This is a genomic window from Curtobacterium sp. NPDC086286 (assembly GCF_044746255.1).
Lineage (GTDB): Bacteria > Actinomycetota > Actinomycetes > Actinomycetales > Microbacteriaceae > Curtobacterium.
The window spans coordinates 538676-553777 of the sequence record NZ_JBIVBW010000001.1 but is presented as its reverse complement, the minus strand read 5'-3'; the positions used below and the strand labels follow the sequence as shown (position 1 = coordinate 553777).

General features: G+C 70.3%; 15 protein-coding genes. 10 read left to right on the top strand and 5 right to left on the bottom strand.

All coding sequences use genetic code 11. The annotated features are described in order from the left end of the window. The first annotated feature begins 69 nt into the window (after positions 1–69). From ACIPKM_RS02705 to ACIPKM_RS02695, 3 genes are read left to right on the top strand one after another with little or no spacing between them, the layout of a single operon-like run. Positions 70–1053, top strand: a complete 984-nt coding sequence (locus ACIPKM_RS02705) for a sugar ABC transporter permease (RefSeq protein ID WP_229085653.1) — start codon at positions 70–72, stop codon at positions 1051–1053. Further along, the gene (locus tag ACIPKM_RS02700) at positions 1050–1943 is read left to right on the top strand and encodes a carbohydrate ABC transporter permease (RefSeq protein WP_071296218.1); all 894 of its coding nucleotides are present in this window, start codon (positions 1050–1052) and stop codon (positions 1941–1943) included. The genes ACIPKM_RS02705 and ACIPKM_RS02700 overlap by 4 nt, the downstream gene beginning before the upstream one ends. 49 nt (positions 1944–1992) lie before the next feature. Further along, positions 1993–3648 carry an extracellular solute-binding protein gene (locus ACIPKM_RS02695; RefSeq protein WP_071296217.1) on the top strand — a complete coding sequence of 552 codons (1656 nt, stop codon included), beginning with the start codon at positions 1993–1995 and terminating at the stop codon, positions 3646–3648. A gap of 28 nt (positions 3649–3676) precedes the next feature. On the opposite strand, the gene ACIPKM_RS02690 is transcribed toward ACIPKM_RS02695, so the two are convergent. After that, on the bottom strand, positions 3677–5122 hold the full coding sequence (locus tag ACIPKM_RS02690) for an amidase (RefSeq protein WP_071296216.1): 1446 nt from the start codon (positions 5120–5122) through the stop codon (positions 3677–3679). A 280-nt stretch (positions 5123–5402) separates the two neighbouring features. Between ACIPKM_RS02690 and ACIPKM_RS02685 the strand changes: the two genes are divergently transcribed. The 4 genes from ACIPKM_RS02685 to ACIPKM_RS02670 all read left to right on the top strand — a co-directional run bounded on the left by ACIPKM_RS02685 (position 5403) and on the right by ACIPKM_RS02670 (position 9409). Further along, positions 5403–6188, top strand: coding sequence for a glycoside hydrolase family 16 protein (locus ACIPKM_RS02685; protein ID WP_092386902.1), 786 nt, complete (start codon positions 5403–5405; stop codon positions 6186–6188). Positions 6189–6379: 191 nt separating this feature from the next. Next, positions 6380–7348, top strand: coding sequence for a type II CAAX prenyl endopeptidase Rce1 family protein (locus tag ACIPKM_RS02680; RefSeq protein ID WP_402736119.1), 969 nt, complete (start codon positions 6380–6382; stop codon positions 7346–7348). After that, positions 7335–8741 (top strand): sensor histidine kinase, encoded by a 1407-nt coding sequence (locus ACIPKM_RS02675; RefSeq protein WP_402736118.1) that lies wholly within the window; start codon positions 7335–7337, stop codon positions 8739–8741. The genes ACIPKM_RS02680 and ACIPKM_RS02675 overlap by 14 nt, the downstream gene beginning before the upstream one ends. Then, a complete protein-coding gene (locus tag ACIPKM_RS02670; protein WP_092386896.1) occupies positions 8738–9409 on the top strand; it encodes a response regulator transcription factor in 672 nt (223 codons plus the stop codon). The genes ACIPKM_RS02675 and ACIPKM_RS02670 overlap by 4 nt, the downstream gene beginning before the upstream one ends. Before the next feature lie 59 nt (positions 9410–9468). Here ACIPKM_RS02670 and ACIPKM_RS02665 read toward each other — a convergent pair whose 3' ends face one another. Genes ACIPKM_RS02665 through ACIPKM_RS02655 form a run of 3 tightly spaced genes read right to left on the bottom strand, consistent with a single transcriptional unit; the run spans position 9469 to position 11338 of the window. After that, positions 9469–10077: a dihydrofolate reductase family protein gene (locus tag ACIPKM_RS02665; RefSeq protein ID WP_229085642.1), complete on the bottom strand. Its 609-nt coding sequence runs from the start codon at positions 10075–10077 to the stop codon at positions 9469–9471. A 59-nt stretch (positions 10078–10136) separates the two neighbouring features. After that, on the bottom strand, positions 10137–11036 hold the full coding sequence (locus tag ACIPKM_RS02660) for an NmrA family NAD(P)-binding protein (RefSeq protein WP_402736117.1): 900 nt from the start codon (positions 11034–11036) through the stop codon (positions 10137–10139). Beyond that, the gene (locus ACIPKM_RS02655; protein ID WP_092386890.1) at positions 11033–11338 is read right to left on the bottom strand and encodes a hypothetical protein; all 306 of its coding nucleotides are present in this window, start codon (positions 11336–11338) and stop codon (positions 11033–11035) included. The genes ACIPKM_RS02660 and ACIPKM_RS02655 overlap by 4 nt, the downstream gene beginning before the upstream one ends. A gap of 455 nt (positions 11339–11793) precedes the next feature. On the opposite strand from ACIPKM_RS02655, the gene ACIPKM_RS02650 reads away from it, so the two are divergent. The 3 genes from ACIPKM_RS02650 (at position 11794) to ACIPKM_RS02640 (ending at position 14062) form a co-directional block, all read left to right on the top strand. Next, positions 11794–11964: a hypothetical protein gene (locus ACIPKM_RS02650; protein WP_175473671.1), complete on the top strand. Its 171-nt coding sequence runs from the start codon at positions 11794–11796 to the stop codon at positions 11962–11964. Positions 11965–12966: 1002 nt separating this feature from the next. Next, positions 12967–13449 (top strand): hypothetical protein, encoded by a 483-nt coding sequence (locus ACIPKM_RS02645; RefSeq protein WP_402736116.1) that lies wholly within the window; start codon positions 12967–12969, stop codon positions 13447–13449. A gap of 67 nt (positions 13450–13516) precedes the next feature. Continuing rightward, positions 13517–14062: a cysteine hydrolase family protein gene (locus ACIPKM_RS02640; protein ID WP_402736115.1), complete on the top strand. Its 546-nt coding sequence runs from the start codon at positions 13517–13519 to the stop codon at positions 14060–14062. 8 nt (positions 14063–14070) lie between these two features. On the opposite strand, the gene ACIPKM_RS02635 is transcribed toward ACIPKM_RS02640, so the two are convergent. Next, positions 14071–14970, bottom strand: coding sequence for a phosphotransferase (locus ACIPKM_RS02635; protein ID WP_402736114.1), 900 nt, complete (start codon positions 14968–14970; stop codon positions 14071–14073). Positions 14971–15102 lie beyond the last annotated feature (132 nt).

The following is a 15102-nucleotide window of genomic DNA, read 5'->3' as shown; positions in this document are numbered from 1 at the left end:
GTCCCAGGATGACGAAACCGCCACCGGAGGTCCGGCCGCGGACCCCAGCCACGTGAGCAAAGGAGCCACATGAGCGCGACGATGGTCGACCCGGCCACCGAGACGCGGACCCCACGGTCCGACGGCGTCCCGGTGGCCCGCAAGGTCCCGTTCACCGCGAGGTTGCGACGGGACTACCCGCTGCTGATCATGGTCGCGCCGGCGGTGGTCCTGCTCCTGCTGTTCGTGTACGTCCCGATGCTCGGGAACGTGATCGCGTTCATGGACTACCAGCCGTACATCCCGATCGCCCAGAGCCCGTGGGTCGGGTTGTCGAACTTCCAGGTGCTCTTCGCGGACCCGGACTTCTGGCGCGCGACGCTCAACACGCTGGAGATCACGTTCATCCAGCTGGTGCTGTTCTTCCCGGTGCCGATCGCCCTCGCGCTGCTCATCCACTCGCTGGTGTGGCCGTGGCTGCGGGCGACCGTGCAGTCGGTCCTCTACCTGCCGCACTTCCTGTCCTGGGTCATCGTCGTCGGGTTCTTCCAGCAGTCGCTCGGCTCGGGCGGTGTCGTGAACCACGCGCTCCGGCAACTCGACGCCGGCACGATCAGCGTGATGAGCGACCCGTCGACGTTCAAGCTGCTGCTGACGAGCCAGGTGATCTGGAAGGACGCCGGCTGGGGGACGATCATCTTCCTCGCGGCCCTCGCGGCGATCGACGACAACCTGTACGAGGCCGCCGCGATCGACGGCTCGGGTGCGTGGAGCCGGTTCTGGCACGTGACGCTGCCCGGCATCCGGCCGATCATCGTGTTGCTGCTCATCCTGCGGCTCGGCGAGGCGCTGTCCGTCGGCTTCGAGCAGATCATCCTGCAACGGAACGCCGTGGGGGCCGATGCCGCCGAAGTGCTCGACACCTACGTCTACTACCACGGCGTCGTCGACGGCAACTGGTCCACGGGCATCGCCGTCGGCCTGATCAAGGGCCTCGTCGGGTTCGTCCTCATCATGGCGGCGAACAAGGCCGCCCACATGCTCGGTGAGCAGGGAGTGTATTCGCGATCATGAGCACCATCGTCCGTCCGGTCTGGGCCGGGAAGCCCAAGCCCGTCGTCCTCGCACTGAAGGCCGTCGCGATCGTCCTGATCCTCGCGGTGGTGCTGTTCCCGTTCCTCATCGTCTTCTCGACGAGCGTGTCGAGCCAGGCCGACGTCACGGCCGCCGGCGGCTACGTCGTCTGGCCACGGTCCTTCGACCTCTCCGCCTACGTGCAGATCCTGTCCGGCGGGGTCGTCACCCGCGCCGTGGTGGTCACGCTCCTGGTGACGATCGTCGGCACGGCGATCAGCCTCGCGTCGACCGTCCTCGCCGCCTGGGCGCTCAGCCGGCAGGGATCGCTCTTCCAGCGGCCGCTGCTGACGTTCGTCCTCATCACGTTCCTGTTCGCGCCGGGGATGATCCCGCTCTACCTGATGGTCAAGCAGCTCGGGCTCCTCGACAACTACTGGGCGCTGATCCTGCCGAGCGCGTTCAGCGTGTTCAACATGGTCGTCGTCCGCGGCTTCATGATGAGCATCCCGCAGGAGCTCATCGACAGCGCGAAGATCGACGGCGCCGGCGAGTTCCGCATCCTCTGGCAGATGGTGCTGCCGCTGTCGCGCGCGGTGATCGCCGTCGTCGGGCTGTTCTACGCGGTCGGGTACTGGAACGCGTTCTTCAACGCCCTGCTCTACCTGTCGGACTCGACGAAGTGGACGCTCCAGCTGGTGCTCCGGACGTACGTGCTGCAGGGATCGAGCCTGGTGTCCGGCGCCGGGTCGGACGCGACCATGCAGCCGCCGGCGGAGTCGATCCAGATGGCGGTGGTGATGATCGCGATCATCCCGATCCTCGCCGCCTACCCGCTCGTCCAGCGCCACCTCACCAAGGGCGTCCTGACCGGCGCCGTCAAGGGCTGACGCGGCCCCGCCGAACCACCCTCCACCCGAACGCTTCAAGGGAGAAGCCATGACCGACACGACCACCGCCGGCCTCAGCCGACGGACCCTCCTCTCCGGCGCCGCCTTCGGCCTCGTCGCGTTCAGCGCGGCGGGCGGCCTCGCCGGCTGCTCCTCCGGCGGCACCGCCGCGACCATCTCCGACACGGTCGCCGCGCTGCCGACGTACGTGCCGATCACGAAGGGTCCGAAGCCGGACCTGCCCGGCAACGACGTCGTGCAGCCCGTGTACTACTCGTACCCCCAGGACAGCGAACTCTTCACCTCGGTGAGCGGGAAGGTCGCCGACGGGTCGAAGACGTCCGGGTTCGTCGTCACGTACACGGCGCCGCCGCCCGCCGACAACTCGTTCCTCGACTACATCGGTGGTCTGACGAACACCGAGTACGACCTGACGTTCGTCCCCGGCGACTCGTTCGACACGAAGTTCGCCACGATGACGGCGGGCAACGACATCCCGGACATCGTCGAGTTCCTGACCTTCGCGATGCCACCACGGTTCCCGCAGCTGCTCGACGCGAAGTTCTCGGACCTGTCGGAGTACCTGTCCGGCGACGCTGTGAAGGACTACCCGAACCTCGCGAACATCCCCACCGCCTCGTGGCGGAGTGCCCGCATCAACGGGAAGATCTACGGCGTCCCGGAGCACCGTCCGCCGTTCGGGTCGGTCATGGTCTGCCGCCCCGACCTCATCGAACAGCTCACCGGCGCAGCACCCGCGCCGAAGGACAAGGACGAGTTCACCGAGCTCTGCAGGGCGGTCACGGACACCAAGGCCGGCCGGTACGCGATCGCCGGCGGCGGCGGGTCGAGCGGCGTCGACTGGTCGTACGACTTCATCGGCGCGACCTTCGGCGTCCCGAACCAGTGGAAGCAGTCCTCGGGCGGGACGCTCACGCACAAGAACGAGACCGGTGCCTGGCTCGAGATGCTCTCGTACATCAAGAAGCTCTGGAACCTCGGGATCTACCACCCGGACACCCCGAGCCTCGAGAGCGCCAAGGCGAAGACGTACATCAACAACGGCACCGTGCTCATGCACCTCGACGGCATCTCGGCGCTGCTCGACGTCACCATGCCGAAGGGGATCGTGACCGGCGGCATCGTGCCGTTCGGTGCCGACGGCGGAAAGGGCGCGAACTACCAGGGCACGTCGAGCTTCTCGTTCGCCGCGCTGAAGAAGACCACCCCGGCGAGGATCCGCTCCCAGCTCCGGCTGCTCGACTACCTGTCGGCACCGTTCGGCTCGCGCGAGGCCTTCACGCTCACCCACGGCAAGAAGAACGTGCACCACACCGGCAGCGGACCGGATGCGGTGCTCACGAAGACCGGCGAGCAGATGATCAACGCCAGCTCGCTGTACCGGCTCGCGGCGGGTCCGCAGGTGCTCAACACCGCGGTCCGGATCGACGAGCAGCTCCGCCAGTCGCACGCGTGGCAGGTCGCCACGCAGGACATGCTCGTGAAGAACCCGGTCGACGGCTTCTACTCCCCCTCGGCCACGTCCACGCAGTCGGCGAACCAGGCGTTCAACAGCGTCTGCAACGACTACGTGCTCGGTCGGACGAACCTCGCCGCCGTCAAGGCCGGGGTGAAGACGTGGACCGCTGCCGCAGGCGACAAGATGCGCAAGGAGTACAGCGAGGCGATGGAGAAGCAGGGCTGAGCCCTGGGCTCCGAAACCGAGCGCCCGGTCAGGCGGTCCAGGCCGCCGGGTGCCGCCGCTGCCAGCGGAGCCGTCGCTCGAGCTGCGCGCCGATCGCCAGGAGCACCCGTTCGCCACCGGGACGCCCGATGAGCTGCACGCCCATCGGCAGTCCCGCGCCGTCCGGGTGCTCCTCGTCCGTCACACCGACGGGCAGCGTGATCGCCGGCAGCCCGGCCACGTTCGCCATCGACGTCCACGGCGAGTAGGCGCACTGGCGGCGGAAGTCCTCCTCCGGGTCGGACCCGTACCAGCCGAGCGGCCGCGGCGTGAGCGCGAGGGTCGGCGTGAGGACGGCGTCGAACCGGTCGAACGCACCGATGAGCGCCGCCGAGAAGGTGTCGAGCGCCGTCATCGCGTCGAGCACCTGCGTGCCGGTCAGCGCGCGGCCGCGGTCGACGAGCCACGACACCAGCGGCGTCAACCCGGACAGGTCGATCCCGGGGACCATCGGCAGCCGGGCAGCGCTCGACTCCCACGCCACCCGGAAGGCGTCGGCGTACGGCGCCCGGGGCATCCGGACGTCCTCGACGCCGTGCCCGACCTCGCCGAGCACCCGGACGGCGGTCTCGACGGCGGCGCGCGCCGCGGGGTCGACCACCACGTCGACGGTGTCGTCCCACGGGGAGCCCTCGAGCAGTCCGACGACGAAGCGCCCCTCGCCGCGGACGGCCGCGGCGGTGAACGGCCCCTCGCCGACGTCGGGCGTGACCAGCGCGTACGGGTGCGGTTCCGGGAGCCCGGTCGGCGCCACGAGCGCGTCGAGCAGCATGCCCGCGTCCGCGACGTTCCGCGTGATCGGCCCCGCGACCGACAGCCCGCCGACGCCCGAGCGCCCGGGCATCGACGGCACACGACCACGGCTCGGCTTCAGCCCCACCAACCCGGTCGCCGCCGCCGGGATCCGCACGGAGCCCCCACCGTCCGACCCCACCGCGGCCGGGAGGAGTCCGGCCGCGACCGCGACCGCCGCGCCGCTCGACGATCCCCCGGGCGCGCGGCTCGTGTCGTACGGGTTCCGGGTCACGCCGAACCGGGTCTCCGACGACGAGGACATCCCGAACTCGGGCGACGCCGTCTTGCCGAGGCTCACCGCACCGGCGGCGTCGAGCGCCGCGACGAGCGGGTGGTCGGCTGCCGCGGGGCGGTCGGGCAGGCTCGTGGTTCCGTTCCGCGTGGCGACGCCGGCGCGGTCGTACAGGTCCTTGTCGGCGGACGGGAGGCCCCACAGCGGCCTCGACGTCGGTACCCGGTGGCCGAGGTGCTCGGCTCGGTCGCGTGCGGCGTCCGCGGTCACCGTCACGAAGGCGCCGAGACCGGGATCGAGCCGGGCGATCCTCGCCAGGTAGTGGTCGGTCACCTCGAGCGCGGTCGCCTCACCGCGTCGGATCCAGTCCCAGAGTTCCTGCGCGGCGAGGTGGTGGAGTTCGAACACCGCCTCAGCCTAGGTGCGACCGGAATCCTGAACATCCACTCAGTGACGCGTCCCCCGTTCGGGGGGCGGATCCGCGGCTGTCCCAGAGCATTGCTCATCCGATTTCCCTGGGGACTCCTCGGCGCGCGGGCAGCGAGCACGGGGTACGGTTCCGCGTCGCTCACGACCCGCAGGAGGACGCGAGCAGACGGTGATCAGGGACACCCGGAAGAAGGACATGGACAACAGGGAAACGAACCACACGACCAGGACCCGCACCAGGAGGCGAGTCGCCGCAGGGATGGCACTCGTCGCGGCCGGCGCCGTCGTCATCGGACTCGCGCAGCAACCGAGCGCGTCCGAAGCGGCGACCACCTCGCTGACCAAGATGCCCACGGGCACGGTGGTGTCGAACGGTCGGACGTGGAAGCAGACGTACGCCGAGGACTTCTCCACCGCTGCACCGCGCGGCAGCGTCCTCAGCAAGTACCCGGGCCTCGGGGCCTACGACGGCTACCGCGACACGAGTGGTCGCGGGCTCTACGCACCGGACAAGGTGCTGAGCGTCAAGGACGGCAAGCTCGACTTCTGGGTGCACTCGGAGAACGGGCAGCCGCTCGTCGCCACGGTGCTGCCGGACAACTACCGCGCTCACACCACGGGTCGGGTGTCCATCCGCTACAAGACGACGGACACCCCGGGCTACAAGTTCGTCGGGATGCTGTGGCCGACGGACGACGACTGGAACAAGGGCGAGATCGACTGGCCCGAGGGTGACCTCGGCAGCACGGCTCGGCCCGCGTCGGCGATCCCGGGATCGATGCGGAACGGGATGATGTCGTTCGACGGCAGCGTGCAGAAGCCGACCAAGTCGGCCCAGAGCAGCGGCTACCACGTGGCGACCACCGAGTGGGACCACGGCGTGGTCCGGTTCTACTGGAACAACTCGCTCGTGTCGGTCACCCGCAAGGCGGTCCCGACGGACCCGATGCGGGTCACGCTGCAGGCGGAGACCGCCATCGGCGGCTCCGTGCCGGCGTCCGCGAGCGGACACGTCGACATCGACTGGGTCTCGATCTGGGACTGACCGAGTGAAGGACTGGAGGCGGGGGGGCCGCGGGGCCCCCCCCCCCCCGCCCGGGGGGGGGGGGCCCCGCGCCCCCCCCGCCTCCAGTCCGTGGTCCTCGCGTCCACGTCCTTGCATCCTTCGGAGGAACCCCGCGGAGTGCGTCCCTTCGCCGGTCGTCCGTCGGACGCCCCGTTCGTAGCGTCGATGCCATGACGATCACCACCGAAGACCGGCACACCGCCGGCACCGGCACCGCCCGTCGGACCGGGGTCCGCGGGGTCATCACGCGGCACCCGCTGGCCTCCTTCGCCACCCTCGCCCTCGGCCTCAGCTGGCTGGCGTGGATCCCCTACATCCTGTCGCCGCACGGCCTCGGCGTCTGGGACCTCCACTTCCCCGAGTTCCTCGGCACGGCGCAGTTCACCGGCGTCCTGCCGGGAGCGTTGCTCGGCCCCCTCGGCGGTGCCTTCCTCGTGACGGCGATCGCCGACGGCCGCCCCGGACTCCGCCGCTGGGTCGGTCGGCTCTGGCACTGGCGGGTCGCCTGGTACTGGTACGCCCTCGCCCTCGTCGGCGTGCCCGCGATCATCGTCGCCACCGGGCTGCCCTTCGCCGGCGGCCAGGTGCAGGCGCCGAGTGCGCTCGCGCTGCTCGCCCTCGTTCCCGGACTCGTGGTGCAGCTCTTCTCCACCGGGCTGTCCGAGGAGCCCGGCTGGCGCGACTTCGCCCTGCCGCGACTGCAGGAACGGTTCGGCCCGCTGGGCGCCGCCGCCGTCCTCGGCCCGCTGTGGGCGCTCTGGCACATGCCGCTCTACCTCAGCGACTGGGGCGGATGGCCGGACGCGCACTGGACGGAGCCGGTCGTGTTCGCCGTGTTCACCATCACCTTCAACGTCGTGATGACGTGGGTGTTCAACCGCACCGGCGAGAGCCTGCCGGTCGCCCTCCTCCTGCACGTCGGCGTCAACAACACCATCTCGACGCTGTGGGCCGACATGTACCCGGGGATGACCGCCGGCACGATGATGCACGGCCTCGCGATCGTGTCGACCGTCGCGGCCCTCGTCCTGCTCGTGGTGACACGGGGGCGGCTCGGCTACCCCGGCGGCGGACGCGGCGGCAGCGGCCGCACCGTCGGCACGCCCCGACTCGTAGGATCGAACGATGGCACCCGCTGACGCGCCCGACCGACGCGACGCAGGCGGCGTGCCCACCCGACGACGCCGCTGGACCGACCTGCTCGTCGCCGCCGGCACCGCCGTGGTCACGCTCGGACTCCTGCTCGGCCTGCCGCCACTCGATGCCATGGACCCGGACACCACGGACACGATGGGCGCCGGTCCCGGGTTCCCCGATGTCGGCGGGACCGCGTGGACCCTCCTCGCGATCACCCTGGTCGCCCAGTCGGCCCTGCTGCTCGGCGCCCGCCGGGCACCCCGCTCCGTGCTCCTCGCCGTCGGTGCGCTGCCGATCCTCCTGGCCCTCGTGTCGACGAGCGCCGCGTTCGGCCTCACCGCGCTGCCCGTCGTCGTGGCCGTCGTGCTCGCCACGCTCCGGGTCCCGCTCCCCCGCCTCTGGCCGGCCGTCGCGGGATCGGCGGTGCTCGTGGCGGTCGGCACGGGGACCACGTGGGCCCACGGCTCCGGCGCGATGCGGAGCGGCGTCGTGTCCGGGCTCGGCGCGTCGGCCGGGCAGGGCGTGCTGCAGGCCGTCGGCGCGGTCGGACTCCCCCTCGTGGTGACGCTCATCGTCCGGTCCCGCCGCGAGCTCCGGGCCGCACGCCGGGCCGAGTCGGACGCCCGCACCGCAGCAGCCGACGCCCGCACCGCGGCAGCCGACGCCCGGACGGCCGAGGCGGCCGCCCTCGCCCGGGAGCAGGACGCCCGCGTCGAGGCGGCCGTCTCCCGCGAACGCGCCGCGATGGCCCGCGAGCTGCACGACATCGCCGCCCACCACCTGTCCGGGATCGCCCTGATGTCGGCCGTCGTCGACCGGCAGATCGACACCGACCCGGACGGCGCGCACGAGGGTGTCCGGCAGGTGCGCGAGCAGAGCACGGCCGTCCTCGAGGACCTCCGCCGCCTCGTCGGACTCCTCCGCGACGACACCCCCGCCGAGACCGTGGTCGAGACCGTCGCCGGCATCGTCGACCTCGTCGAGGCCGCCCGCACGCGCAGCGCGGTCGAGCTCTCCGTGCAGCCGGGCGACCACCCGCTGGCGGACGGCATCGGTCCGCTCACCCAGCTCGTCGCCTACCGCACCGTGCAGGAGGCCCTCGCCAACGTCGCGCTCCACGCCGCCGGCGCACCGTGCCGGGTGACCGTCGACGACCGCGACCCCGGCCACCTGACGGTCCGCGTCGAGAACGGGGTGCCCACCGCACCGTCCGTCGGCAGCTCGCCGTCGGGTGGGAACGGACTGCGCGGCATGCGCGAGCGGGCAGAACTGGTCGGGGCGCGCCTCCAGGTCGGACCCACCGGTGACGGTGGCTGGACGGTCGAGCTGGTGACGGCTCGGGAGGCGCGACCCGACGCCGACACGTCGGCCCACGCGCCGGAGGTGGCCGGGTGATCCGCGTGCTGGTGGCGGACGACCAGCCGCTGGTCCGCGCCGGTGTCTCCGCCCTGCTGTCCGCAGAGCCCGACATCGAGGTCGTCGGGGTCGCCGCCGACGGCGGCGAGGCCCTCGCACTCGCCCGGAGCACCCGGCCCGACGTCGCGTGCCTCGACATCCGGATGCCGGTGCGGAACGGCATCGAGGTCACGCGCGAACTCTGCGCGCCAGGGGCCGACCCCGCGGTCCCGGTGCTCGTGCTCACCACGTTCGACCTCGACGACCTCGTGTTCGGCGCGCTCGAGGCGGGTGCGTCGGGCTTCCTCCTGAAGGACGCCGAGCCCGACGTGATCGTCGGGGCCGTGCGGCAGGTCGCCGCCGGGAACGGCACCATCGACCAGGCGCTCACCCGTCGCGTGCTGCGCGAGTTCGTCGCGCGGCGGAGCCTGCAGCCGGTGTCTGGCGACCGGGCGGACGAGGTCCTCACGGCTCGCGAGCGGGACGTGCTCCTGCTGCTCGCCCAGGGGATGTCGAACGAGGAGATCGCCGCCGCGCTCGTCGTCGAGGTCTCCACGGTGAAGTCGCACCTCGCCCGGATGCTGCCGAAGCTCGGGGTGCGGTCGCGGCTGCAGGCCGTGGTCTGGGCGTACCAGAACCGGATCGTGACGGTGCCGGACGGGGCGTGACGGTCTCGGCGCGTGCTCGTGCGTCTGTTCGTGCTCGTGGCCGTGTTCTGCGGCGATGGTCAGGCGCGGCGGCGGTACCGGATGTGGGTCGTCAGCGGCGAGTGCAGGACCTCGACGGGCTCGAAGTCGAACGACTCGGCGCCGTCCGCGAAGATCCGCTCCCCGGAGCCGAGCAGCACCGGGGCGACGTCGAGCGTGAGTTCGTCGACGACCCCGGCGGCGAGCGCCTGGCGGACCGTCGAGGCGCCGCCGGCGATGTCGACCCCGGCGTCACCGGCCGCCTCGACCGCGCGGGCGTAGGCGGCGTCGAAGCCGTCGGTGACGAAGTGGAAGGTCGTGCCGCCATCGAGTTCGATCGGGTCGTGCGCCGTGTGCGAGAGCACGAAGACGGGTGCGTGGTACGGCGGTTCGTCGCCCCACCAGCCCGTCCAGTCGTCGGGCCGCTCGGTGCTCGGCGGCCCGAACATGTTCTGGCCCATCACGTACGCGCCGCGGGGTCGCATGAGCCAGCCCGCTGCCGTGCGGTCCGCCTCGCCGACGTCGGCGCCGGGCATGTGCCAGGTGTGGAGTTCCCCGCCCCGGCGTCCGAGGGGTTGGTCGAGGCGCTGGTCGGGCCCGGCGACGAAGCCGTCGAGGGAGATCGACATGTGGCAGGTGGTGTCGGTCATCAGGTGCGCTTCCGTTCGAGGGCTCCGGCTCCGTCGTGGGTTCAGGCTCCGTCGAGAGTTCAGGCTCGGACGTGTTCTGCGAGCACGTCCTTCACCGTCGTCCAGCCCTCTGCACCGTACCGCTCGTCGTCGACGTGGCGCAGCGTTGCCTCGCCGCTGAACATGCTGACGAAGTACTGCATGCCCTGCCACGCCGGGAACGGCTCGTCGTCGCCGGCCTTCGACAGGCGTCGTCCCACCCGGGCCATCGCCGAGAGCGTCGACGCGGTCCCCGCCCACTGCAGTCGGAAGGGGGTGCCGGTGAGCCGGGACATCGTGTCGGCGATGCTCCGCGAGGTCACCCGGTCCCCCGCGACCTCGACGAAGCGCGGTGCACCCGGGTCGAGCGCGACGAGGGCGGTGGTGCGGGCGACGTCGTCCTTCGTGGTGAAGTCGAGCACCTGGTCGGCCGAGGACCAGTAGAGCACCCGCTGTCGGTCGAACAGGATGAGCGGCGCCTGCCCGGTGAGCATGTCCGTGAACGCGCCGTTCAGCACCGACGTGGCCCGGATGCGTGCGGCGTCGACGTCGGCGGCGAACTCGCGGCGCAGCTCGAAGTTCCGGTTCGTCCCCGGGGTGATGGACCGGTAGTCGGCGGCGTAGTCGGACGGGATGAACCGTTCGACGCCGGCGTCCACCGCTGCCCGGAGCAGGGCGCGCTGCGCGTCGACGATGACCGAGCGCGTGCCGCTCACCGCGGACACCACGACCTCGGCCCCGGCGAGCGCCGAGGTCAGCGCTGCGTGGTCGTCGTAGTCCGCGCGGACCACCTCGATGTGGTCGTCGCCTTCGGTCGGTGCCGTCGCCGTGGACCCGGGGCGGGTCAGGACGCGGACGTGGGTGTCGTGCCTGCGGAGTGCCCGGACGATGCGTTCGCCGAGGTCACCGGTCGCGCCGGCGACGAGGACGGTGGTGGTCACGCCTTCTCGACGTCGGAGAAGAGCCCGGTGAAGGTCGCTCCGGTGGCGCCGAGCTGGCCGAAGAAGGCGCCCGCTTCCTCGCCGGCGACGGCTGCGGACGCGTCGTCGTAGGAGTCGAAGTACAGGTCGAGCGTCCGGTGGGCCGGGGTGGGCGTGCCGTCTTCCTTCGGCCAGACCTTGCCTGCCTCGAGGCGGCGCAGCTGCGGCAGGGCGCCGGCTGCTTCCTCGAGCGCGGGGTACGCCTGCTCGAAGGCGGCGGGGTCGGTCGGGTTGTCGATGATGAGGGTGATCTTGGTCGTCATGGGGCCAGTGTTCTCCCTCGTCGCTGTCGCCGTCCGGAGGGGTCGGATCTCGTCGCTGCGCGCCCACTCGTCGCCGTCGCGTTCGGCTGGTCACCGGATGGTTCGGGGAGGTTCTGGTCCGCGATGCGACGCCGACTCGTGCGGTGCGGCTGGCCCCAGCGAGCCCTCGGCCGCCCGCCTCGGTGGCCGATCGGCTGACGAGCCGAGCGCGCAGGCCTGTGGCTGGTCACGGCGAGTGTCAGACGCCCACCTGCCCAGGCGGACCGCGGGCTGGCCGACCGGTGGAGCACCTCCCCCTCTCGGTGGATGCGCGGGCTCTCGCGCAGCTGTCAAGCTCCGACCGGCGCGCCGTGTCGTACCGATGAGGGGATCGAACGTGAATACAAGAACATACGCACTTCGACGCACGGCCTTCGTGAAGACCGCCCGGAACAACTGCAGTTGAGGTGCAACCGATGTTGCTGAAGTTCATCCCGATCCCGATCATCATCCTCGGCTTGATCGGTTTCCTCGCCGACATCAGTTGGTGGTTGCTCGCCATCCTCGGAGCCGCCTCGGCACTCGCCCTCATCGCCGGAGACGCCCTGATCGCTCGACACAAGCGGCAGACGTCAGCACGCCGTTGAGACAACGAGAGCCCCAACACCCATCGGTGCTGGGGCTCTCGCTTCTCCACACCGCAGCGTTCTACGAATGCGAATCTCGTCGGAGCAGCGCAACTCAGCGTGACACTCATCACCAGAACACCCCGCCCCGCCCCGCCTCCCGAACACGCGTGCGGGAGAGGATCGGCTAACGGGGCGCGATGTGCGCGACTGCTCCCGGCCTTGCTCGGTAGCGTAGGAACGGTGCCCCGATCGAAGCTTGCATTGTCTCCGATGACTCAGCGTGAAACACGACTTTCTCGCGCGTGCGTCGCAACGACCGCGCATGTCGCCCAATGACGGTTGCTCTCGGGATCCTGGCGGTGGTGGTTTGTTTCGCGCTCATCGTCGTGCGCGCCACTCGATGGGGCAATGCCGCTCGTGATCGAGTTGAGGGAAAACCGCGGAAGCCCATCACTCCGGGGACCTGGGTCGTGTTCGGGATCGTCCTCGCTCTCGCGGCGACCTCGCTCGTTGTACAGCTTGTGAGCAACTAACGCTTTGCCATCGGCAGCGCGGGTCCGACAGAGAGGACCGGTCATGGACCCGTGGAACGGGGGCACCGACGTCTCGTTAAACGATCGGCTATCGAACGTCCCGTTCGTCGCTTCGCTGTCGCCACTCGCCGCCAGCGTAGTCAAGCGTGTACAGCCCACTGATCGTGAGTGGAGAGATCGCCAGGAACACGATCACTGAGTCGACGAGGAACAGGAGCGCAGCGACACCCAGGAGAACGACCCCTACGAGCACCAACGTTCACAGCGGGAGGCGTCGACCTGATCGCTGAAGAGTCGTCGTGTTGGTGAAGCTATCCGAAGGTGGCCGGTAGCGGATCGGCTTACGTGCCGCTCTGTGGTCAGAGCCACGAGGATCGGCCAAACTGGTCGGGTGCGTCTCGATACCGTACTGACCCAGGCGGACGTCCCCACCGTCCGAGCTGAGGTTGCTGCGCTCCGGCTCCCGGGACGTCGACTGGCGCGAGGCGTGACCACGCGACGCGACGGGCGCGAACGCCCCTCGCAGTTCCAAGCCCTCGTCGACGAGCGGAACAAGAGCTGGACGTTCGACCAGCAGGGGTATGCGCACCGCGACCGCTACGAGGACGGCGTCCTCCACACCGTTGACGGGTCTTCGGAAGTCAGCTTCGCTCGCAGCGGCACGGTTGCCTCTCCCGTCCGCCTGCTCACCCCTGAGTTGCTCCTCCTCTGGGGCTCACCCGCGAGCTACGCCCCGGTGCTCGTCCAGCGCGTCAGGGGTCATTGGCTGCTCTTCACGTTCGAGCACGAGCTCGACCCCGCACAACGCACGACGCTTGTCATCGACGAACGTGACGGAGTTGCATACCGCTCGTACGGAGTGGATCAGGTCACGGTGATCACCGAGCTCCGCATCTTGGAAGACGACGAGTCGATGCCTCCGCGCCCGCGCTTCCCGCGACTGCAGGAGTGGCCCCGGCTCGAGTACTGAAGCCACGCGCCTGTGGCGGCGACCGCTTGCGCATCGGGGATCGCACATGGGTGACAGGATGCTGGTCATGCCGACCATGAGTGCGCTTCTTGTCATCGATCTGCAGCGGGGCGTGATGAGGGACTGTTTCGACGCGAAGGGTGTGCTCGCGCGGACCGCCCGACTCGTTGATCGTGCCCGAGCAAGCGATGTGCCTGTCGTGTGGGTGCAGGATCACGACGACTTCGCGGAGGGGTCCGCAGACTGGCAACTGGCGGCGCCGCTGGAGCGGCGATCGAACGAGCCACTGGTGAAGAAGGAGTACCGGGACTCGTTCTCGGACACGGACCTCGACGAGGTCCTGGATCGCTTGGGCGCGCGGCATCTCGTCGTCGCGGGTGCGCAGAGCGACTACTGCATCCGGACGACGACCCAGGCCGCGGCCGCGCGCGGCTTCGACGTGACGCTGGTGTCCGATGCACACACGACCACGGACGCAGAGCACGACGGTGTCCGCATCAGTGGGGAGCAGATCATCGCCCACACGAACATGTACTTCGGCGGGCTCAGGTACCCCGGCCGGCACTACGCCGCCGAGCGACACGACCGAGTGGAATTCGCGCCCGGTCCCTGACGGATCGGCTACCGGATGAGCTGCTGGATCACATCGAGGCCGTCGTGGCAGCGCTGGACGTACCCGGCGTACAGGTCCGCACGGTTGTCGAGCGCCCAGCGGGTGACGTCGACGAGATGCAGAGCGGTCATCATCGCGAGTTCATCCCGCGCCCGGTCCGAGCCGAGTCCGGCGGCTTCCACGAAGTCGTCATAGTCCTGCCGATCGACCGATTCGTCGATGAAGCACCACTCGAAGACCGGCCGAGCGTCGGTCCAAGGCGTTGGTCCGGTCTCGGCGCCGCCCCAGTCGATCAGGACGGGTGGGACCTCCGGGCCTTGGGAGATGAGGTTGCGTGGCGCGAGGTCGCCGTGTGCCAGGCCGTGTTCATAGGTCCCACTGGCCAGGTGGGCGAACATGCGATCGAGGACTGCTCGTTGCTCGTAGGCGCCGTCTGTGAAGAGCACGTCATCCGGCCCGAGGGAAGTGCGGTTGTAGTCGAGGTGCGCGGCCCACGCGGTGTCGAGGTCCTTCCCGAACCGGGAGTAGAGGGACAGCGGGGCATCGTGGAGGGGCACCCTGCCGACCGTGCGGGCGTAGACGCCGAGCCATGACCACGGCCGCAGGACCGCGCGGTCGTCAGGTGCGACGTAGGTCGACAGCGAGAACGGAACCCCGCCCTCCACTCCGTGAGCGAGGGGTTGCGCAGTGGCGATGCCCGTTCGGGCCGCAGCGTCCGCCGCCCAGGCCTCGACCGGGAACTCATCGGCGCGGAGCGGATCGACCGGGTACCGGAGAACGACGGGGTGGCCACCTGCGCGTTCGACGCGGAACGTGTGGTTGACCGTACCGCCCGGAAGCGGTTCGAGACGTGTGGGCGCTCCACCGACGCTCCGCATCACCGCGCTGAGCCAGGCGTCGTCGACCATGTTGGTGTCCACCCTCCCATTGTGATGCGGATGGAGCCCGCAGCTGCGGGCCGACCGGTCGTCCGCCCGCACTCCTCTGGGTGGCGGCTGAGCGCGAGACGGGGACGGCCAGCAAGATGGATCGGACCACGC